Origin of the sequence: Nocardia coffeae (assembly GCF_019890715.1) — a bacterium.
GTDB classification, from domain to species: Bacteria; Actinomycetota; Actinomycetes; order Mycobacteriales; family Mycobacteriaceae; genus Nocardia; species Nocardia jiangxiensis.
The window spans coordinates 64,723-84,691 of record NZ_JAINZY010000016.1 but is presented as its reverse complement, the minus strand read 5'-3'; the positions used below and the strand labels follow the sequence as shown (position 1 = coordinate 84,691).

Genomic DNA, 19,969 nt, shown 5'->3' with positions numbered 1-19,969 from the left:
GGCGCCGATGACCCGGCGCCGCACCCGCGTCGGTGACCGGGCGGTCCGTACGCGGGCCGCCCGGATCCGATAATCGAACGATGCACAGCGAATCTCCGGCCGGCGCCGATCGGTGTCCCTGCCGCAGTGGTGAATCGTTCGAGCAGTGCTGCGGGCCGCGCTTGGACGGCACCCGGCCCGCACCCACTGCCGAGACGCTCATGCGGTCGCGGTACACCGCGTTCGCCGTAGGCGACACCGCATATCTGCTCGCGTCCTGGCACCCCCGGACCCGGCCGCGTCGGCTCGAGCTGGATCCGGGGCAGCGCTGGATGTTCCTGGAGATTCTGCGCACGCAGGCCGGCGGTCCGTTCGACGACAACGGTGTCGTGGAATTCCGCGCGCACTACCGCAGCGCGGCCGGACGAGGTGTGCTGCACGAGTGCAGCAGATTTGCCAGGGTCGAGGGCGTGTGGCGCTACCTGGACGGAGATGTCGAGATGTAACGATTCGGGTGCGGCTTTCTCGAGTTATTGCCCGGTGCCGGGGACGCTCATACCGTTCCCACTACAGACGCACCGAGGAAGCGGAGGAGTTGCTACAAGTTTTTCCATGGGCATATCCGCCGTCGACGTAGGGTGCGGATATGCCACGAGTCGCGATCGAGTACTGCACCCAATGCCGCTGGCTGTTGCGAGCGGGTTGGATGGCTCAGGAGCTGTTGAGTACCTTCGCCACCGAACTGTCGGAGGTGGCGCTGGTCCCGGGGGACGGGGGTGTCTTCCGCATCACACTCGACGGAGACCAGATCTGGGAACGCAGGTCCGACGGCGGATTCCCCGATATCGCGCTGCTCAAACAGCGCGTTCGCGACCGGATTGATCCCGGTCGCGATCTCGGTCATATCGATCGCGGCTGACGTGCGAGCGCTCGGGCTTCGCCGTCGGACATGATCTCGGACGTACTCTCGTTACAGAGAGTTGAGGAGGTGCCGCATGGGCCAGCGAGTGATAGGCGCAGCTACCGCGGTGGTCGTACCGGAGTCGAGCACGAGCGAGGCACGGGAATGAGCACTCAATTCTTCCAGGAGGCTCCCGGTGTGGATACCCGTGGCCCCGAACCCGTAGCCCGCACCGCCGCGGGTGCGGTGCGTGGATTCCACGACGGATCGGTGCACGTCTGGCGCAGTATTCCGTATGCGGCGTCCCCCGCCGGGCCCAATCGGTTCAGCCGCCCGCAACCGCCGGTCCCGTGGGACGGGGAGCGGGACTGCACCGAGTTCGGTGAGATCGCCCCGCAGACGATGGGCACCATGGTGCCGGTCGATTCCGGTCTGCGGATGGGGGAGGACTGCCTGTGGGTGAACGTATGGGCTCCCGCCGCAGCACATTCGGAGCCGCGTCCGGTGATGGTCTGGTTGCACGGCGGGGCGTACTGCCTCGGGACCGCCGCCCAGGGCATCTACGACGGGCGCAAACTCGCCGAGACCGGCGATGTCGTCGTGGTCGGGGTCAACTATCGGCTGGGTGCGCTGGGCTTTCTGGACCTGTCCTCACTCGGTCGTGAGTTCGTGCCGAATCTGGGCCTGCACGATCAGATCGCGGCACTGGAGTGGGTGCGTGACAATATCGCCGCGTTCGGCGGTGATCCCGGCAATGTGACGCTGTTCGGCGAATCCTCGGGTGCGGGATGTGTGACCGCCCTGCTCACCTCGCCTCCGGCGGCCGGGCTGTTTCATCGGGCCATCGCCCAGAGTCCGCCCGCCACATCGGTTTTCGGGCCCGAACGAGCCATCGGTGTGGCCGGTCGATTCCTGGAACTGATGGATCTGCCGCGGCAGCGGGTGAACGAACTGCTCGAATGTCCGATCGATCGGATCGTCGAGGCGGCCGGGATCCTGCTGGACGAGGTGCCGCTGCAATCCCCGGGCCGGTTGGCCGCCGCACCCGTGGTGGACGGCGATCTGCTGCCCACCTATCCCACCGACCGCTTCCAGCAGGGACGCTCACATCGGGTGCCCCTGATGATCGGCACCAACCGGGACGAGGCATCGCTGTTCCGGCTGTTCCGCTCGCCGATCATGCCGGTCACCCCGGATGCGGTGAACGCCATGCTCAAGGGAGTCGCCGCCGATCACCCCGAGATGTCGCCCGAGCGGATCGCCGAGATCACCTCTGCTTACCCGGATCTGAGCAAACCCCGTGGCGCCCTGGCGATGTCCACCGACGCCGCGTTCCGGATGCCCGCGCACTGGGTCGCCGATGCGCACTCCCGGCACACCCGCACCTGGATGTACCGATTCGACCAGGCCACTCCGATGCTGAAGGCGGCGCGGGTCGGCGCGGGACATGCCACCGAATTGCCGTATGTCTTCGGCAATTTCGGCACCCTCAACCATGATCCGACGTTCTGGCTCGGTGGCCGCAAGGCGGCCATGGAGGTCTCGGGCCGGATGATGCGGCGCTGGCTGGCATTCGCCGAGCACGGCGTACCCGCGGCGCTGGACGGATCCAAGCACTGGCCGCCGTACCGCGAGTCCACCCGGGCCACACTGCTTATCGACGTCGCGGACCGGATCGTGGACGATCCGGACCACGACCTCTACACCGCGTGGGGCGACCAGGTCGTCGGCTTCAGCTGAGCCGGAGCGTCCGTCAGACCGGCGTGGTGTGGTCGGCGTGGCGGCGGCCGAGGTTCGCTCGCATACGGCTGTAGCCGTGCAGGGTGAACAGCGGGCGCCGCTCCGGTGGGCCGTCCAATCGCAGATCGGGGAAGCGGTCGAACAGTGCCCGCAGGGCGTGCACCGCCTCCATCCGCGCCAGGCTGGCGCCCAGGCAGACGTGGATGCCGGAGGAGAAGGTCAGGTGGTCCTTGGCGTTGGCGCGGCCGACGTCGAAACGGTCGGGCGCTTCGAAGACCTTCGGATCGCGATTGGCACCGGCCAGCGACAGCGCGATGGTCGTACCCTTGCGCATCGGGATGCCCTCGTACTCCACCTGCTCCAGGGCGACGCGTCCGGTGTTCTGCACAGGGGCGTCGAAACGCAGCACCTCTTCGACGGCGTTGGGCCACAGGTCGGGCTCCTCGCGCAGTCTGGCGAGCTGGTCGGGATGGGCGAGCAGTTGTACGACGGCATTGCCGATGAGGTTGACCGTCGTCTCGAATCCCGCGCCCATCAGCAGGCTCGCGGTGGCCTTCAGATCCTGGTCGTCGAGTTCGCCCGCGGTGACCAGGCTCGACAGGATGTCCTCGCCGGGGGTGCGGCGTAATTGCGCGATGTGCTCATCGGCGAATTCGTCCATCTCCTCGATGGCGGTCACGGCACTGCGGTACGAGCGCCACGGGATGCCGATATCCAGCAGCGGGCTGATCGCATCGCCCCAGCCCAGGAAGCGGTCCTTCGTGTTGTGCGGGAAGCCGAGCATCTCGGAGATGATCGCGATCGGCACCTGCGCGGCGAAATTGGCCACCAGATCGGCCGAACCGTTCGAGGGCAGCGCGTCGAGCAGTTCCTCGGTGACCGATTCGACGCGATCGCGCAGTCGGCCGATGGCCCGCGGGGTGAATGCCGCCGAGACCGATCGCCGCAGCCGGGTGTGCTCGGGCGGATCGATGACCAGCATGGACGGCGGTTCCATCGGATTCGGCGGGAGCGGGGCCAGTGCGGTCAGCTTGCGCAGCGGGCGCGGAATGTCGAAGCTCTCCGCGCTGACCACGCCCATCGCGTTGTCGCGCAGGATGTTCCGGCACAGATCGTGTTCGGCGGTGACCCAGGCGAACGGCGTCCGGACCAGCCGCCCGCGTGCGCGGATCGACTCGAGCAGCGGGTACGGATCATGAGTGACCGCGGGATCGCCGAACAACTGCGCGAGCGGATCACCGCGCCGGGCGTACGCCTTCAGCGCCAGCCGGGGCACACCCTGCACCGACATCCACCGCATCCAGTACAGCGGCCCCATAGCTACCCCCAAATCGTCGTTGTCGTCCGGTCGGCATCCACGGTACGCACGCGTACTGCTCGCGGAAACGTCCTGCGGTCGGACTCGAACCCCTACCGCGGTAGGACTGCCACGCCCCATGCTACGAGCGCGATACCAGCGCGTACACACTTCTGTCCCAGGCGCACCCGCTACCGGTAACCGCACTCCCAGCCGCTTTCGAACCGTGTGCGGATGTACGAACGGGGTGCGTCATCGAGTCGATTCGGATCGCGATGCCGAACCCGTCCGGATGGCGATGCCGATCGATCAGGATCGCGACACGGTGACGTGCTCGGTGCCGACGCGCGGCGCACGCTTCGCGGGATCGGCATTGTCCACCTGCACCAGCGACGCACCCGCCGCGTACACCGCGAGCAGACCGTCGATCACCTCGGCGGAGGTGTCCCACGGCGCCTCGGACAGCACCCGGTCCTTCTCCGAGATTCCTTGCCGGGCAGCCGATTCGCGGGATTGCGCCAGAACGTCGGCGACGGACGTGCCGTCCAGCGCGAGATCCGCGCCACGCGAGTGGAACTGATCGCCGTGGGTCCGCACCGACGTCGCGAAATCGGTGACGCCGAGCGGCAGATCGCGCACCGGACCGCCCATCGCGTCCAGCGACAGCGCCACCACCTCGGCGATGTGGTCGACCTCGTCGAGTCGGCCCGCGGTGGTCAGCGCGAGTTCCGCGTCGTCGTCGGGGCGCAGCACCACTTCCGCACCGGCCCACCAGCAGCCCAGCAGCACCGCGGCGGTCTGCCAGTGCGCGGGCAGCAGCACCGCGACGCGCGCGCCGGGGGTGAGGCCGAATTCGTCGCGGAGCAGGTTCGCGGTCTTGGCAGCCCAGTTGGCCAGGGTGAGGGCGGACAGTTCGATGCGTGCGCCGGTGGCGTCGTCGTAATAGGTGATCCGCGGTCCGGCCGGGTCCCGGGCCAGGATCGGCTCCAGGAGCGCATCGGTGAGAGTCCGGTTCAGTTCACGCATTTCGGTCCGTTCTGGCCTGCGTCGATGGGAGCCGCGGGCGGGACCGGAGTAGCGGTGGTCGAACTCCCCGACCCCGACGTATCGAACAGTTCGCCCGCCGCCGAGCCCGGACCAGAGTAGTCACCGGCCAGCACCACCCGCACGGCCCCCTCCGGCGTCCCCGGCGCGGCCCGCACCGGCAGCCCGCCCAGTGCCTTGGCCACCGCCTCGGCTTTGGCGTCGGAAGTGCTGGCCGCCAGCACCCGGCTCGTCGACACCGGAGCGCCCGACCAGTTCTCCACCGTCCCGGTGCGGAATCCCTTGCTCGCCAGGGCCTGTGCCACCTGTGAAGCCAATCCCGAGGTATCGCTGGCGTTGTACACGTCCGCGGTCACCTGCGAGGGGGTGACACCGCCCGAGCCGGAACGGCCGACCAGGGAGGCGACATAGGCGTGGACCGCGGACGGATCCACCCGCACCACCGATTCGCCGTCGTCGGTGCTGCCGTTGATATCGGCCACCGGGATCGTCTCGAATCGCACCTGCCCGCCCGAGAGGTCCTGCAACTGCTTCATGAAATCGAGTGCGTTCCACTTGTCGTCCAGCACGATCGTGCGGCCCACCGCCTTGCTGAGCGCATCCAGCTTGGACGGATTCGCCAGGATCTTCGCACTGAGCGCCTGATGCACCAGCGAGGCCATGAACACCTGCTGGCGCACGATCCGGTCCAGATCCCCGCGCTGCAGATCGTGACGCTGACGCACGAAACTAAGTGCCTGCGCACCGGTGAGCCGCTGCTCGCCCGCCGGGAAGTTCGCACCCGACATCGGTTCGTCGACCGCGTTGTTCAGGCAGACCTGCACCCCGCCCACCGCATCGGTGAGCAGGACGAATCCCAGCAGCCCCACCTCGGCGTAGTGGTCGACGGTGATACCGGTCAGATCGGCCACCGTCTTGATCAGCGCCTCGCGCCCGGCCTGCGTGGACCGCTTGTCCGCCTCGGCATCCGAGACGCCCTTCGCGGTGAGTTTCTGCCGGGTCATTTCCTTCGTCGCGCCGTACGCCGAGTTGATCTTGCCCTTGCCGATGCCGGGAATGTCCACGTAGGAGTCGCGCGGGATCGAGATCGCCGTGGCCGAACGGCCGTTGTTGGGTATGCGGATCAGGATGATGGTGTCGGTGTTGGTGCCGACCTCGTTCCCGGCGTGCAGCATCGCCCGTTCGGCGGAGCTGAGCGGATTTCCGTGCGCATCGGTGCGGCTGTCGACGCCGACCATGAGAATGTCGGTGGCTCCGTCGCTGCCGCCGCCCAGGCCCAGATCGCCGATCCGCTCGATGCCGGAGATCAGTCCGTCGACGCTGTGCCAGCCGAAACCGGTCACGATGAAGATCAGGGCCGCGAGTGCCGCGACCAGCAGTCGGCCCGGACGGGCGGCAGGCGGTCGTCCTGGCCGAGCGGGAGACAGCTTCTGCGGCAATGCTCTGATCCTTTCGGCCACGCCCTGAAGAAAACTCTTTGCACGCTCTTTCCACGCATCGACCCCGTGAATCGAGGCTAGCCAACACAGTCGCGGGCACCCCTCAAGCGCGACGGGCGTGGCGTGCCAGACTGGCCCGCGTGTGCCCAGAAAATTCCAGGCGTGTGGTGGTGACCGGCGCGGGTGGCCAACTCGGTCGAGCCGTGCGTGCGCAGGCTCCCGACGTCGTGGCATTGCGCCGCGAGGATCTCGACATCACCGACGACGCAGGTGTGCGCGCCGTTCTCGAACCCGGTGACGTGGTGCTCAACTGCGCCGCCTACACCGCCGTCGACGCCGCCGAATCCGATGTGGCGGGCGCGTTCGCCCGCAACGAGACCGGACCGGCGGTACTGGCCGCGGCCTGTACTGCGGTGGGCGCCACCCTGATTCACATCTCCACCGACTACGTCTTCGACGGCACCGGGACCCAGCCGTACGAGCCCGGCGACGCGACCGGGCCCACCACCGTCTACGGACGCTCCAAACTGGCGGGTGAACAGGCGGTGCTGCGTCTCGCGCCCGAGGCGCACATCGTGCGCACCGCCTGGGTCTACACCGGTGATCAGCGCGATTTCGTCGCGACCATGCGTCGGCTGGAACGCGAACGCGAGACCGTCACCGTCGTGGACGACCAGATCGGCTCGCCCACCTTCGCCCCGGACCTGGCCGCGGGTCTGCTCGAACTGGCTCGATCGGTCGCTGCCGATGTGCGGAGTATCGCGCCGATCCTGCACGCCACCAACGCCGGTCGGGCCAGCTGGTTCGAATTGGCTCGCGCGGTCTTCGCGGGGGTCGGCGCGGATCCGGAACGGGTGCGTCCGTGCAGCAGTGCGGAATATCCGAGTTCCACACCGCGCCCGGCATATTCGGTGTTGTCGAACCGTGCCTGGACCGACGCGGGACTGACCCCGTTGCGTGATTGGCGGCTCGCACTCGACGACGCGCTGGCTCGCCCGGACCAGTAGGCTGCACCGGTGAACTCTTCGGATGCAGTAGAACGGCACGACGGTGAGACGACCCCTCGGCCCCGTCTGGTCGTGGTCACCGTGACCTATTCGCCCGGCGAGCACCTAGAGCATTTCATCAGTACCCTGGCCACCGCGACCGGCGAGAAGCCGCAGGTCATCCTTGCCGACAACGGTTCGAACGACGGCACCCCCGAACTCGCGGCCGAGGCGAACGAGCATGTTCGGCTACTGCGGACCGGCGGCAATATCGGTTACGGCGGCGCGATCAACCGGGCCGTGGCGGAGATCGATCCGGAGATCGAGTTCGTCGTCATCGCCAATCCGGACATTCGCTGGGGTACCGATTCGATCGACACCCTGCTCGAGGCCGCGCAGCGTTGGCCGCGCGCCGGGGCGATCGGCCCGATGGTGCGCGAACCCGACGGCAGTGTGTACCCGTCCGCGCGATCGGTGCCCGGCGTGCTCGACGGCGCCGGTCACGCCGTTCTCGGCAGTATCTGGGCGGGAAATCCCTGGACACGGCGTTACCGCCAGGACAACGAGCAGATCGCCGAGCGCACCGTGGGCTGGCTCTCGGGTTCGTGCCTGCTGGTGCGCCGCGCCGCGTTCGACAGCATCGACGGTTTCGACTCCCGGTACTTCATGTACATGGAGGACGTCGATTTCGGTGACCGGATGGGCCGCGCGGGCTGGCACAACGTTTTCGTGCCCTCGGCGGAGGTCACGCATGCGAAGGGCCACGCGGCGGGCCGCCATCCCGAAACGATGTTGCCCGCCCATCACGCGTCGGCGTATCGTTTTCAGGCCGATCGGCATCCGCACTGGTGGCAGGCACCGTTGCGGTGGGCTCTCAAGGCCGGACTTGCGATTCGCTGCAGGCTTGCGGTTCGATCTGCGCTGCGCGAACGTGACGCACAGCGTTAGCGCGACGACTTCCACCCACGCCCGCGTGGACCGAACCTGACAAGGGGAGATTGATGGCGGACAACGCTGAGTCGACGAACCGTACCGCCGGGCCCTCCGTGGTTACGCAGGCTGCCGCCTCCGGGCCTGACGGCGGTACGGCGGTGTCGACCAACCGTACCGCCGGGCTCGAGCCCGGCGCGACGGCCGACGCGGTGATCCTGGTGGGTGGTCAGGGCACCCGGCTACGCCCCTTGACACTTTCCGCGCCCAAACCGATGCTTCCCGTCGCTGGTCTGCCGTTCCTGCACCATCTGCTGGCCCGGATCGCCGATGCGGGTATCACCCACGTGGTGCTGGGCACCTCGTTCAAGGCCGAGGTGTTCGAGGAGCACTTCGGCGACGGGTCCGAGCTCGGGCTGGATCTGGAGTACGTCACCGAGACCGAGCCGCTGGGCACCGGCGGCGGTATCCGCAACGTGCTGCCCAAACTGCGCGCGGACACCGTGCTGGTGTTCAACGGTGATGTGCTCGGCGGTGCGGATCTGGGCGCGGTGCTCGACACTCATGCCGCGACCGAGGCCGATGTGACCTTGCACCTGGTGCGGGTGAGCGATCCGCGTGCCTTCGGCTGTGTGCCCACCGACGATTCGGGGCGGGTCACCGCCTTCCTGGAGAAGACCCAGGATCCGCCGACCGATCAGATCAACGCCGGTTGCTACGTGTTCCGCCGCGAGTACATCGAGAAGATCCCCACGGGGCGTCCGGTGTCGGTGGAGCGCGAGGTGTTCCCGTCGCTGCTGGCCGAGGGTGCGCACATCCAGGGCCACGTGGACGTCTCGTACTGGCGCGATATGGGCACTCCCGAGGATTACGTGCGCGGTTCGGCGGATCTGGTGCGCGGTATCGCGCCCTCGCCCGCGCTGCCGGGCCAGCGTGGCGAGTCGCTGGTGCATCCGGGGGCCGGTGTTGCTCCGGGTGCGCTGCTGATAGGCGGTACGGTCGTCGGCCGCGGCGCGGAGGTCGGCGCGGGCGCGCGCCTGGACGGCGCGGTCCTGTTCGACGGCGCGCGCGTGGAAGCCGGTGCCACAGTGGAACGTTCGATCATCGGCTTCGGCGCTCGGATCGGCCCGCGGGCTCTGGTCCGCGACGCCGTGATCGGTGACGGCGCGAGTGTCGGGGCCCGCTGCGAACTCCTGCGCGGCGCCCGCATCTGGCCCGGCGTCGATCTGCCCGACGGCGGGATCCGATTCTCCACCGACGTCTAGGAATTCTCGGCAGGCCGCTGCCGATTCCTGCTGTGCCGCAGCGGATCTCGCCGGTCTTGTTCGGGCGATGGTGACTCCGGCCGGGGCGGGAGTCGGCGCAGTCCGGCTTTCGTGGATGAAGCAGTGCGCTGGTGGCGATGCGGGCCGATCTCATGGCCTCGGCGCCAGAATCTAGCAGCGCTAACTGATGTGGCGAATGCTAGATTGTGCACGGCTACATTGTCTAGCGATGCTAGGATTCAGATATGAGCACCCAGACGCGACGCGAACGGCAAAAAGCCGAGCGGCATCAGATGATCATCGATGCCGCTCGGGAGATCGCCGAGACTCAGGGCTGGGAGGCGGTGACCGTGCGGCGGCTGGCCGAGGCGATCGAATACAGCCAGCCGGTGCTCTACAGCCATTTCAGCGGGCGTGATGCGATCGTGGCCGCCGTCGCCGAACAGGGGTGCGCCGAGATAGCGGTTCGGTCCCGAGAATTGCGGGCCGCGGCGCAGACCCCCGAAGCCGCCCTGACCGCCGTCGCGACCGGCTATCTGGACTTCGCCCGGGACAGTCCCGCGCTGTACGACGCGATGTTCGTGCAGAAGGTGAATCTGACCTTCGGTGAGGGTGCGCCCCAGGCGCTGCAGGACGCGTTCGCCGAGCTCGCGGCCGTATTCGCGCCTTTCGCCGCGGGGCACGACGTGGAGACCTTCACCGAGGTCGGCTGGGCGGCGTTGCACGGGCTGGCGACGCTGGAACAGCACGGCCGGCTGCGTCCGGCGTTTCGGGACCAGCGCCTGGCCGTCCTCGTCGACCACTGGACACGCCGCTGAGATCTGCCCCTACCATGGTGATCATGGACGTCGCCGTTGTCGGATCCGGGCCGAATGGTCTTGCCGCGGCGGTGATCTGCGCCCGCGCGGGACTGAATGTGCAGGTGTTCGAGGCGGCGGACACGCTCGGCGGTGGATGTCGCACCGCCGAGACGACCCTGCCCGGTTTCCAGCACGACGAGTGTGCGGGCGCGCATCCGATGGCGGTGGCCTCCCCGTTCTTCCGCGCCTTCGATCTGGCCGCGCACGGTGTGGAGCTGCTCACCCCCGAGATCTCCTACGCCCATCCGCTCGACGGTGGCGCGGCCGGATTGGCCTGGCGCGACCTGGATCGCACGGTGTCCGGGCTGGGCCGCGACGGCGCGTCGTGGCGAGGGTTGTTCGGTCCGCTGGTGCGCGAATGGCCGGAACTCGTGGCCCTGGCGATGTCCGACACCCGTCATCCGCCGCTGGACGCGATCACCGGCGTGCGTTTCGGCCGCCGGTTGCTGGAACAGGCATCGCCGCTGTGGAACGTGCGTTTTCGAGAGGAAGCCGCCGCCGCGCTGTTCACCGGGGTGGCCGCGCACGCGATCGTCCCGCCGCGCGCATTCTCCGCCGCGGGCGTCGCGCTGCTGCTGGGCACCCTTGCGCACGTGGGCGGATGGGCGATTCCGCGGGGCGGCAGCCGAACCATCGTCGACGCACTGGCTCGCGGACTCGAACGGTCCGGCGGAAGTATCGTGACCGGTTACCGGATCGACTCGCTCGACGAATTGCAGGGCGCGGAGGCAATTCTGCTCGATACCGCACCCGCGGAGCTTTTGCGGCTGGGCGGCGATCGCCTGCCGGCCCGCTACGCCGCCCAACTGTCCCGGGTCCGCTACGGCGGGGCGGCCTGCAAGGTGGATTTCGCGCTGTCGGGGCCGGTGCCCTGGCGGACGCCGGAATGCGCGTTGGCCGGGACACTGCATCTGGTCGGCACCCGAGCCGAGGCGCTCGCGGTCGAGCGGGACGTCGCCGCCGGACGTCATGCCGATCGGCCGTATGTACTGGTCATCCAACCCGGCGTCGTCGACGATTCCCGTGCGCCGCAGGGCAATCACACGCTCTACGCCTACGCGCACGTCCCCAACGGCTCCTCGCGCGACGTCAGTGCCGAGGTGATCGCCCAGATCGAACGTTTCGCACCGGGTTTCCGCGATCTGATCCTCGCCCAGCACGTCCGCACGGCCGTGCAGATGCCCGCGTACAACGCGAACTACGTCGGCGGCGACATCTCGGCGGGCGCGATGACCTTGCGCCAGACCCTGTTACGTCCCACTCCACGCTGGAACCCGTACTCGACTCCGCTTCCCGGGGTCTACCTCTGCTCGGCATCGACCCCGCCCGGCCCGGGCGTGCACGGCATGTCCGGTCTGCACGCGGCCTCGCACGCCCTGCGCACCCGCTTCGGCATCCGCACCGATCCACTCACCCTCGCCGCCGGAACCGCCGCGATCCCCGGCTGACCGCCGGGCGAGCAATTCTGTTGCACGACAACCGATCGCTGTTCGGTGCGTCATCTCGCGGCGGACGCCATGATCACGCTGCGACCGGAATGCGGCCCGCCCGCGCGGTCGCGGTGCTAGGCGGGCTGGGTGCGGTAGAGATCGGGCTCGATGTACATGAGGCGGGCGATGGGGACCGCGGTGCGGACGCGCTCCTCGGCGGCGTCGATGGCAGTGGCGATATCGCCGATCTCCAGACCGGGCACGATCGCAACCTTGGCGGCGACCAGGAGTTCCTCGGGACCCAGGTATTCGGTACGCAGGTGGATGACCCGATCGATGTGGGTGCTGTCGACGAGGTTCTCCCGGATCGCGCGGATCTGCTCGGGAGTCGCGCCCTCGCCGATGAGCAGGCTCTTCATCTCCACGATCAGCACGACGGCGATGACGCCCAGCAGGATTCCGATGCCGAGAGTGCCGATACCGTCCCAGACCGGATTTTCGGTGAGCATGGTCAGCACGACCGCCAGCAGTGCGATCAGCAGGCCGACCAGGGCCCCGCTGTCCTCGAGCATCACCACCGGAAGTTCGGGATTGCGGGAATTGCGGATGAACCGCCACCATCCGGTGCTGCCGCGCAACGCCGCGGACTCCTTCATGGCGGTGGCGAAACTGAAGCCCTCCAGCACCGCGGCGATGGCCAGGATGACGACCGCCACGATCGGTGAACTCAGCTCCTCCGGATGCTGGATCTTGTGGATGCCCTCCCAGATCGCGTACATCGAGCCGAGCGTGAACAGCACCAGCGCCACGACGAAGGAGTAGAAGTAGCGATTGCGCCCGTAGCCGAACGGATGCAGCTCGTCGGCCTCCTGTTCGGCGCGCTTCTGACCGAGCAGCAGCAGTCCCTGATTTCCGGTGTCGGCCAGCGAGTGCACGGCCTCGGCCAGCATCGATCCGGATCCGGTGATCAGCGCACCGGCGAATTTGGCGACTGCGATGCCCGCGTTCGCGCTGAGTGCAGCGAAGATCGCCTTCTTACCGCCACTCGCAGACATACCCCTCGCCCCTACCCTTTCGTCGCCCTGCTCGATCAGTGTCCGATTTGTCCGCAACCCTAGCGGAATGGTCCGACATCGGGTCGGGGAGCACTACTCACCACCCACGCAGGCGCAGAACAGCTGTGCCGCCCCGTCGACCGCCTGCGCGCGAATATTGGTGTCCGCCGCGGAGATCCAGGCCGCGCCGCCCGGGGTGATCTCCAGGTCGTCGACCCCCTGCAGCAGCCGCACCGTCCCGGCCGTGCACAGGATGATGCCCGGCCCGGTGCGCGGAATCGGCGTCGGGTCGGCCCCGGCCTCGAGTTCGAAGCGGCGCAGCGCGAATTCCGTTGCGGGCGTGCAGTATCGGAACGAATGCTCGTCGACCGGCTCCGGGGTGATGATAGGCAGGGCGAGCGGTTCGAAATCCAGCACGCGGAGCAGTTCGGGAACGTCGACGTGTTTGGGGGTGAGCCCGCCGCGCAGGACGTTGTCGGAGTTGGCCATGATCTCCACTCCGACCCCGTTCAGATAGGCGTGCAGATTCCCGGCCGCCAGGAACAGACCCTGGCCGGGTTCGAGGGTGATCCGGTTGATCAGCAGCGCGGCCAGCACACCGGCATCGCCCGGATACGCCTCGGCGAGTTCGAGAACGGTGCGCGCCTCGGGGGTGAATTCCTCGTTGCCGTCGGCCAGATAGCGCACACAGCCGTCGAGCACCTTGGGCAGCAGCGTGTCCAGCATGGCCTGCGGCAGCGTGATCCAGGTGGTGAAGACCGTCCGCAGGCCCGACGAATCCGGTTGCGCGGCAAGCAGTTCGATATAGTGCTTCAGCTCCGGAACGGCCAGGGCGGTCAGCAGCGCGACGGTGCGGTGCGGATCACGGAATCCGGCCAGCGCCTCGAATCGGTTCAGCGCCACCACCAATTCGGGTTTGTGGCTGTCGTCCCGGTAGTTGCGCATGGGCGAATCCAGCGGCACCCGTTGCAGATTCTCTCGCTCGAATCCGGCGCGGGCCTGATCGGCGCTGGGATGCGCCTGCAGCGACAGCGGCTCCTCGGCCGCGAGAATCTTCAGCAGGAACGGCAGCCGTCCGCCGAATTCCGGTGCCACCGCGCCCAATTGACCTTGCGGATCCGCCGCGACGAACTCGAGCAGCGATTCGGTGCGTCCGTCGACGCGCACCTGCGCCGGGTCGGCGGGGTGCGCGCCGAACCACAGTTCGGCCTCGGGATGTGCCGATGGCACCGGACGTCCGCACAGCTGAGCCAGAACGGTGCGTGAGCCCCAGGCATAGGAACGCAACGCACCCACGAGTTCGTGCACTAGAAAGGGCCCCCGTCGTAGTGGGCAGAACGATCGGCCGGTGTCGCGGGACCGCCGAGCAGGCGCAGGTAGGCCGCGGCCGTCTCCAGCCGCAGCACGAGCACCGCGAGCTGCTCGAGCTCGCTGCCGGGGCGTACGGCTCGCGGACTCTGCTCGCCCGGCTGTCCGGCGATCAGTTCGGCGTCGACGTTCACCAACTCGGCGTCGATCAGGCCGGATCCGGCGCCGAAGATGGTTAGGCGACGATGCGCGGCGAGCTGATCGGCGTCCGCGCTCACCACGAACAGGCCCACCCGTTGTACGGGGGCCGGGCCGTCGAGTTGCTCGTCGTGGAACAGCGGATCGAAACCGGGTGCGGCGGCGCCGGCGGCCTCGGAGATCAGGTTGTGCGCGGCCGCCACCTGAGCCAGTTCGGCGGCGGTCCCGATCTGCCCGGCCGCTGACAGCAGCACCTCGGAGATGTGCGCGGCCACCTGCGTCGCGGCAGGGGAGTCCCCGGACAGCACGATGCTGCGCTGGTGCATCCGCGCGGCCAGCATCTTCGCCGGGTTGTGGAAGACCTCGTTGGTGGGTCCGTCGCGCAGGGCCTCGGCGTCGAGTGCGTCGGCCAGCGCCTCCAGATCCGGTGTGAGCGGACCGATATGCGTCGGATCGATGGCCTGCAGGACGGCGATGCCGATGGCCAGATAGCGCAGCAGGCGATTGTGGTCCAGCACCGGCACCCGAGGCGGCAGCATGGCCGCGCGTCCGGCGGCGGCGGTGCGCAGCGGACCCTCGTCCGGTGCGGCCACCACGACCTCCGCACCACGATGCAGCGCCCGATCGATCGCGCCGATCACCCGCGGATCGCCCGCATCGTCCGCGGCGACGAGCACCACGTCCAGCGGGCCCACCCACTGCGGGATCGCCGTGACGGGCACGATCGGCAGTGCCGCGCGATCGCCCAGACAGGCCACCAGCAGGGCGGCCGCCCGCGCGGCACGACCCGCGCCGGTCACGATCACGAGGCTGCGCGGCCGCATATCGCTCAGCCGTGTCAGCACGCCTTCGCCGATGGCCGCCGCGGTGGCGCGCACCTGGGCGCCACCGGATGCGGCCGAACGCAATGTCCCCCCGGAATCGGCGGCCTCCAGTGAGGCGACGTCATCGAGGTCGAGAACAGGTGTCCCTGCGATCATCGGGCGTTGCCACCTCCCCTCATCGAGTCACCAGGCCGGGAGAACCTGTCCGTACGGAGTGAAAAGTCCGGGGGCGAATACACACCCTGTGATTCCACTATTCCAGTCAGCCGCGCACGATGCTCAGGATCTCGGTTACGAGTGCGTCTACTTCCTCGGTCGAACGAGCCTCGACGTTGAGACGCAGCAGCGGCTCGGTGTTGGAGGCGCGCAGATTGAACCACGCGTCCTCGGGCAGCTGCACGGTCACCCCGTCCAGCCGGTCCACTGCGACGGCCCGATCCTGGAATGCCGTGAGCACGGCCATCGTCCGCTCCTTCGCATCGGCCACCGTCGAATTGATCTCGCCCGAGGCCGCATACGTCGAATAGGACGACGCCAGTTCCGACATCGGACGGCCTGCGCCGCCGAGCGCGGCCAGCACGTGCAGGGCGGCGAGCATGCCCGAGTCCGCACCCCAGAAATCGCGGAAGTAGTAGTGCGCGGAATGTTCGCCGCCGAAGATCGCTCCGGTCGCGGCCATCTGCTGCTTGATGAACGAGTGGCCGACGCGGGTGCGCACCGCGGTGCCGCCGAGTTCGGTGACCAGCTGCGGCACCGACTGCGAGGTGATCAGGTTGTGGATGACGGTCGCGCCCGGCTCTTTCGCCAGCTCGCGCTCGGCCACCAGGGCCGTGATCGCCGACGGCGAGACCGGTTCGCCGCGCTCGTCCACCACGAAGCAGCGATCGGCGTCGCCGTCGAAGGCCAGGCCGATGTCCGCGCCCGAGGTGCGGACCAGCTGTTGCAGATCGACCAGGTTCTTCGGATCCAGCGGATTGGCCTCGTGATTGGGGAACGAGCCGTCGAGTTCGAAGAACAGCGGATCGATGGTCAGCGCAGGCACCGCGCCCAGCACCGCGGGCACGGTGTACCCGCCCATGCCGTTGCCCGCGTCGACCGCGACCTTCAGCGGGCGGATGCCGCCGAGATCGACCAGCCCGCGCAGGAATTCGGCGTAGGCGTCGAGCAGGCTCTCCTCGGTGGCGGTGCACGGTGCGCCGTCGTGCGCCGGGACGCCCTCGACGAGTTCCTCGGCGATCGTCGCCAGTCCGGTGTCCTGGCCGACGGGCAATGCGTTGGCGCGGCACAACTTGATGCCGTTGTAGCGAGCGGGATTGTGGCTGGCGGTGAACATCGCGCCGGGGCAGCCCAGATGTCCGGAGGCGAAATACAGCTCGTCGGTGGAGGCCAGGCCGATCTGCACCACGTCCAGGCCCTGCGCCAGGACTCCGGCGGCGAAAGCGGCGGACAGCGTGGGGGAGGAGTCGCGCATATCGTGGCCGATGACGACCCGGGTCGCCTGCTCCGCGCGCATCAGGCGGGCGAAAGCCCCGCCGACGTCGCGCACGAAATCCTCGTCGATCTGCTCTCCGACCACACCCCGCACGTCATAAGCCTTGACAACTGCTTGAACCGATTCGGCAGACCGAGCGACCGTCATGCCCAACACCCTAGTAGGGCCCATGCGCCAGGACATATTCCGTCCCGGATCCGCCACTCAGTTCGGCGGGTCGGGCAGCACACGCAGGTGCCCACGGCGGCCGGTGCGCGCCGGACGGGCCGGGCGCTGCGGTGCGGGCTGGTACTCCGCGGAGTAGCCGCGCTGTTCGGGTTCGCTTGGGCGGCGGCGCATCCCGGCCTCGCGCACGGCCTCGGCCAGCGCGGTCAGATCATCGTCGTCGGGAGTGGCGGAGGAGAAGCTGCCTTCGTGGCGGACCATGTCCCAGCCCTTGGGAGCGGTGATCCGAGAGGCGTGGGTCTCGCACAGGTCCCAGGAATGCGGTTCGGCGACGGTGGCCAGCGGGCCGACGACGGCCGTCGAATCCGAGTAGACGTAGGTCAGCGTCGCGACGGCCGGGTTCTTGCAGCCGGGTCGGCAGCAACGACGCATGGGAATCACGCAAAGGAGAGTAACCCTCCCGGGGCCCGCGCGCCGAGGAGACACGCGCGAATGCGGCATACCAGTTTGTCGCGTTCACCTCCTCGCCCCGGTGCCGGGCGGAGTGACTAATCTCGTGGTTATGACGCGTTCACGGAAGCGGCGACCGCCGACGGCACGGTCGGTGATCCGTCGCGGGCGGGGGGTACGCGGCCCGATGCTGCCGCCGACGGTTCCGGCCTGGCGCACACGCGGGCAGCAGTTCGACCGACTGGTGCTCGAGGCGTTCGCGCCCCTGGACAGCCGCTGGCACGACCGGCTCACGAAGTTGGATATCGCGGTCGACGACGTGCCCAAAATCCGTGCCCTGCACCCGGATTCGGTGACCTGGCCGGACGAGGTGGTGGCCGACGGCGCGGTGCCGCTGTCCCGGCTGATTCCCGCGGGGGTCGATTCACGCGGCGCGGCCACCCGCGCCCGCGTAGTGCTGTTCCGCAAACCCCTCGAGCTGCGCGCCAACGACCCGGACGACCTGGTCGACCTGCTACGCGAGGTACTGGTCCAACAAATCGCGACCTACCTGGGCGTGGAACCGGACGTCATCGACCCCGAGGAATGACGCCATCGCCTCCGATGCGAAGCGAGGCGGACAACGAAAAGCAAGAACTGATCTCGCACGTACATCGGTAACTCCCCGGGAACGCCCAGAACCCGAGGATCCACCCAACCGTCGGCCCGAAGCCCAAGTCTCGCGGCACCCACGACCCGCTGAAGTCGCGGAGAGGCGGGTCAGCCGATGCCGCGCTTGAGGCGGCGGCGTTCGCGTTCGGACAGGCCGCCCCAGATACCGAAACGCTCATCGTGGGCGAGTGCGTATTCCAGGCACTCGTCCCGGACCTCGCAGCCCATGCAGATCCGCTTCGCCTCGCGCGTCGAGCCGCCCTTCTCGGGGAAGAACGCCTCCGGATCGGTCTGGGCGCACAGGGCCCGTTCCTGCCACTGCTCCTCGATGGTGTCGAACATCGCATCGAAGTCGGTGACGATGAGGCTCAGCTGTGGCGGCTCGGGCTTGCGCTGTGTGCGTGCCCACTGGCCGCCCTGCTGCGTGTGACCGTCCAGCTGTACGGGTGTGTCCGACTCGATTCCGGTCACCATGCTTCCCCCCTCTCGTTCATCGATCCAGCGGTCGGTGCAGACGCCTGGAACTGCGCCTGCCGTGGAATCGGTTTGCGATACACCACCCGGAATGCCCGACGGGGCCAGCTCCTCGGCCATCGCTCCGCCTCCTCACTGTGTGTTAGCGCAGAAAGATTTATCCGTCGGACCCGATGTGCAAACCGACGGCCCAACACCGCGACGTTGTCCCGCGGACATCCCCGAGCTCGTCATTCCTGTTCGAACATTTGTTCGAAACCTGGTCTGCGCCTTGTGCTCTCGCGCATGCCCGGAATGACATGCCTGTGATTAGACACGCCGGACGGCGCGGTGGTCAAGCTGCCGACACAATTCCGTTACTATCCGCGACCCGGTTCTAGGCCGTTCGGTGACCGTCTAGTAGCAAATGAGCAGCAAATATGCTCCTCGGCGAGCCCTTCGAAGCAACGCATAGGCTATGCGGATGTGACTGGAGAACAAGCGGACATCGCGCCCGCTGCCGAGTATGCCGGTCCCCGAACCAGTGTTGCCGTTCTGGTCGGCGGAGTCGGCGGCGCACGGTTCCTACAGGGCGTGCGTGAACTACTGCCCGATGCCGATATCTCGGCCATCGTGAACGTCGGCGACGACGTCTGGATGCACGGTCTGCGCATCTGCCCGGACCTGGACACCTGCATGTACACGCTCGGTGGCGGCATCGATACCGAACGTGGCTGGGGCCGGGTCGGGGAAACCTGGCATGCCAAGGAGGAGTTGGCGAAATATCACGCCCAGCCCGATTGGTTCGGGCTCGGAGATCGCGATATAGCGACACATCTGGTTCGCAGTGAAATGCTGCGTGCCGGATACCCGCTCTCCGCGGTCACCGAAGCGTTGTGCAACCGATGGCAACCCGGTGTGAAACTTCTTCCCGCGACCGACGACCGATGTGAAACGCACGTCGTCATCAGCGAGCCGGAGAACGCTGGCGAACGTCGCGCGATTCATTTCCAAGAGTGGTGGGTACGCTATCGCGCCGACGTCGAGACCCATGGATTCGTCACAATCGGGGCGGATCAAGCCGCTCCGGCGCCAGGTGTGACAGAGATCATAGAGCGGGCCGATGCGGTTCTGCTGGCTCCGTCGAACCCCGTGGTGAGCATCGGCGCGATCCTCGCGGTCCCCGGAATTCGCGGCGCGCTGCGCACCACCACGGCCAAGGTCGTCGGCCTGTCACCGGTGATCGACGGAAAACCGTTGCGCGGTATGGCGGACGAATGCCTCGCGGTATTGGGTGTGGAGACCAGTGCCGAGGCCATCGGCAGGCATTTCGGGGCGCGCTCGGACACCGGCATCCTGGACGGCTGGCTGGTGCACTCCACCGACACCGCGGACGTCCCGGGTGTGGAGGTGCGCAGTGTGCCGCTGCTGATGACCGATCCGGCCGCGACCGCCGAAATGGCCCGCGAGGCACTGGATATCGCGGGGGTGAAACCGTGAGC

19 protein-coding genes are annotated in these 19,969 nt (G+C 68.0%); 10 read left to right on the top strand and 9 right to left on the bottom strand.

Features of this window, described 5'->3' with window-relative positions; all coding sequences use genetic code 11:
* Positions 1-80 precede the first annotated feature (80 nt).
* The 3 genes from K7711_RS39105 to K7711_RS39095 all read left to right on the top strand — a co-directional run bounded on the left by K7711_RS39105 (position 81) and on the right by K7711_RS39095 (position 2,620).
* Positions 81-485, top strand: coding sequence for a YchJ family protein (locus tag K7711_RS39105; RefSeq protein WP_222976518.1), 405 nt, complete (start codon positions 81-83; stop codon positions 483-485).
* A 140-nt stretch (positions 486-625) separates the two neighbouring features.
* Positions 626-898, top strand: coding sequence for an Rdx family protein (locus K7711_RS39100; RefSeq protein WP_040827341.1), 273 nt, complete (start codon positions 626-628; stop codon positions 896-898).
* Positions 899-1,045: 147 nt separating this feature from the next.
* Positions 1,046-2,620 carry a carboxylesterase/lipase family protein gene (locus K7711_RS39095; RefSeq protein WP_222976516.1) on the top strand — a complete coding sequence of 525 codons (1,575 nt, stop codon included), beginning with the start codon at positions 1,046-1,048 and terminating at the stop codon, positions 2,618-2,620.
* A gap of 13 nt (positions 2,621-2,633) precedes the next feature.
* On the opposite strand, the gene K7711_RS39090 is transcribed toward K7711_RS39095, so the two are convergent.
* From K7711_RS39090 to K7711_RS39080, 3 genes are all read right to left on the bottom strand, one after another.
* Positions 2,634-3,938 (bottom strand): cytochrome P450, encoded by a 1,305-nt coding sequence (locus tag K7711_RS39090; RefSeq protein WP_222976514.1) that lies wholly within the window; start codon positions 3,936-3,938, stop codon positions 2,634-2,636.
* A gap of 288 nt (positions 3,939-4,226) precedes the next feature.
* Positions 4,227-4,943 carry a TIGR03089 family protein gene (locus tag K7711_RS39085; protein WP_222976512.1) on the bottom strand — a complete coding sequence of 239 codons (717 nt, stop codon included), beginning with the start codon at positions 4,941-4,943 and terminating at the stop codon, positions 4,227-4,229.
* A complete protein-coding gene (locus K7711_RS39080) occupies positions 4,931-6,400 on the bottom strand; it encodes an LCP family protein (RefSeq protein ID WP_308015146.1) in 1,470 nt (489 codons plus the stop codon). Before K7711_RS39080 ends, K7711_RS39085 begins: the two co-directional genes overlap by 13 nt.
* A 164-nt stretch (positions 6,401-6,564) precedes the next feature.
* On the opposite strand from K7711_RS39080, the gene rfbD reads away from it, so the two are divergent.
* The 5 genes from rfbD (at position 6,565) to K7711_RS39055 (ending at position 11,889) form a co-directional block, all read left to right on the top strand.
* Entirely contained in the window at positions 6,565-7,407 is an 843-nt protein-coding gene (rfbD, locus tag K7711_RS39075; RefSeq protein ID WP_308015158.1) for a dTDP-4-dehydrorhamnose reductase, read from the top strand.
* 9 nt (positions 7,408-7,416) lie between these two features.
* The gene (locus tag K7711_RS39070; protein ID WP_308015145.1) at positions 7,417-8,334 is read left to right on the top strand and encodes a glycosyltransferase family 2 protein; all 918 of its coding nucleotides are present in this window, start codon (positions 7,417-7,419) and stop codon (positions 8,332-8,334) included.
* Positions 8,335-8,528: 194 nt separating this feature from the next.
* Complete coding sequence (manB, locus tag K7711_RS39065; protein ID WP_372460238.1) at positions 8,529-9,581, top strand: mannose-1-phosphate guanylyltransferase; 1,053 nt, start codon at positions 8,529-8,531, stop codon at positions 9,579-9,581.
* Positions 9,582-9,826: 245 nt separating this feature from the next.
* Positions 9,827-10,399 (top strand): TetR/AcrR family transcriptional regulator, encoded by a 573-nt coding sequence (locus tag K7711_RS39060; RefSeq protein WP_222976506.1) that lies wholly within the window; start codon positions 9,827-9,829, stop codon positions 10,397-10,399.
* Between the two features lie 23 nt (positions 10,400-10,422).
* Positions 10,423-11,889 (top strand): phytoene desaturase family protein, encoded by a 1,467-nt coding sequence (locus tag K7711_RS39055; protein ID WP_222976504.1) that lies wholly within the window; start codon positions 10,423-10,425, stop codon positions 11,887-11,889.
* Positions 11,890-12,005: 116 nt separating this feature from the next.
* Here the strand turns inward: K7711_RS39055 and K7711_RS39050 are convergent, their stop codons facing one another.
* From K7711_RS39050 to K7711_RS39030, 5 genes are all read right to left on the bottom strand, one after another.
* Positions 12,006-12,926: a cation diffusion facilitator family transporter gene (locus tag K7711_RS39050; protein ID WP_222976502.1), complete on the bottom strand. Its 921-nt coding sequence runs from the start codon at positions 12,924-12,926 to the stop codon at positions 12,006-12,008.
* Positions 12,927-13,019: 93 nt separating this feature from the next.
* Positions 13,020-14,234: a mannose-6-phosphate isomerase, class I gene (manA, locus tag K7711_RS39045; RefSeq protein ID WP_222976500.1), complete on the bottom strand. Its 1,215-nt coding sequence runs from the start codon at positions 14,232-14,234 to the stop codon at positions 13,020-13,022.
* Entirely contained in the window at positions 14,234-15,412 is a 1,179-nt protein-coding gene (locus K7711_RS39040; RefSeq protein WP_222976498.1) for a tobH protein, read from the bottom strand. The genes manA and K7711_RS39040 overlap by 1 nt, the downstream gene beginning before the upstream one ends.
* A 106-nt stretch (positions 15,413-15,518) precedes the next feature.
* Complete coding sequence (locus K7711_RS39035) at positions 15,519-16,895, bottom strand: phosphomannomutase/phosphoglucomutase (protein WP_222976496.1); 1,377 nt, start codon at positions 16,893-16,895, stop codon at positions 15,519-15,521.
* A 57-nt stretch (positions 16,896-16,952) separates the two neighbouring features.
* Positions 16,953-17,345, bottom strand: coding sequence for a DUF3499 domain-containing protein (locus tag K7711_RS39030; RefSeq protein ID WP_222976734.1), 393 nt, complete (start codon positions 17,343-17,345; stop codon positions 16,953-16,955).
* 130 nt (positions 17,346-17,475) lie between these two features.
* Between K7711_RS39030 and K7711_RS39025 the strand changes: the two genes are divergently transcribed.
* Positions 17,476-17,952 carry a metallopeptidase family protein gene (locus K7711_RS39025; protein WP_169541908.1) on the top strand — a complete coding sequence of 159 codons (477 nt, stop codon included), beginning with the start codon at positions 17,476-17,478 and terminating at the stop codon, positions 17,950-17,952.
* 170 nt (positions 17,953-18,122) lie between these two features.
* Here the strand turns inward: K7711_RS39025 and K7711_RS39020 are convergent, their stop codons facing one another.
* The gene (locus tag K7711_RS39020; RefSeq protein ID WP_040827503.1) at positions 18,123-18,356 is read right to left on the bottom strand and encodes a WhiB family transcriptional regulator; all 234 of its coding nucleotides are present in this window, start codon (positions 18,354-18,356) and stop codon (positions 18,123-18,125) included.
* A 597-nt stretch (positions 18,357-18,953) separates the two neighbouring features.
* On the opposite strand from K7711_RS39020, the gene cofD reads away from it, so the two are divergent.
* Positions 18,954-19,967, top strand: coding sequence for a 2-phospho-L-lactate transferase (cofD, locus tag K7711_RS39015; RefSeq protein ID WP_308015144.1), 1,014 nt, complete (start codon positions 18,954-18,956; stop codon positions 19,965-19,967).
* Positions 19,968-19,969: the final 2 nt, after the last annotated feature.

What these genes read in the sequence shown, in the direction of transcription:
- K7711_RS39035 (WP_222976496.1), bottom strand. Translation starts at nt 16,895, where the DNA reads ATGACGGTCGCTCGGTCTGCCGAATCGGTTCAAGCAGTTGTCAAGGCT.
- K7711_RS39090 (WP_222976514.1), bottom strand. Translation starts at nt 3,938, where the DNA reads ATGGGGCCGCTGTACTGGATGCGGTGGATGTCGGTGCAGGGTGTGCCC.
- K7711_RS39020 (WP_040827503.1), bottom strand. Translation starts at nt 18,356, where the DNA reads ATGTTCGACACCATCGAGGAGCAGTGGCAGGAACGGGCCCTGTGCGCC.
- K7711_RS39055 (WP_222976504.1), top strand. Translation starts at nt 10,423, where the DNA reads ATGGACGTCGCCGTTGTCGGATCCGGGCCGAATGGTCTTGCCGCGGCG.
- K7711_RS39105 (WP_222976518.1), top strand. Translation starts at nt 81, where the DNA reads ATGCACAGCGAATCTCCGGCCGGCGCCGATCGGTGTCCCTGCCGCAGT.
- K7711_RS39100 (WP_040827341.1), top strand. Translation starts at nt 626, where the DNA reads ATGCCACGAGTCGCGATCGAGTACTGCACCCAATGCCGCTGGCTGTTG.
- K7711_RS39085 (WP_222976512.1), bottom strand. Translation starts at nt 4,943, where the DNA reads ATGCGTGAACTGAACCGGACTCTCACCGATGCGCTCCTGGAGCCGATC.
- K7711_RS39060 (WP_222976506.1), top strand. Translation starts at nt 9,827, where the DNA reads ATGAGCACCCAGACGCGACGCGAACGGCAAAAAGCCGAGCGGCATCAG.
- K7711_RS39040 (WP_222976498.1), bottom strand. Translation starts at nt 15,412, where the DNA reads ATGATCGCAGGGACACCTGTTCTCGACCTCGATGACGTCGCCTCACTG.
- K7711_RS39025 (WP_169541908.1), top strand. Translation starts at nt 17,476, where the DNA reads ATGACGCGTTCACGGAAGCGGCGACCGCCGACGGCACGGTCGGTGATC.
- K7711_RS39095 (WP_222976516.1), top strand. Translation starts at nt 1,046, where the DNA reads ATGAGCACTCAATTCTTCCAGGAGGCTCCCGGTGTGGATACCCGTGGC.
- K7711_RS39030 (WP_222976734.1), bottom strand. Translation starts at nt 17,345, where the DNA reads ATGCGTCGTTGCTGCCGACCCGGCTGCAAGAACCCGGCCGTCGCGACG.
- K7711_RS39050 (WP_222976502.1), bottom strand. Translation starts at nt 12,926, where the DNA reads ATGTCTGCGAGTGGCGGTAAGAAGGCGATCTTCGCTGCACTCAGCGCG.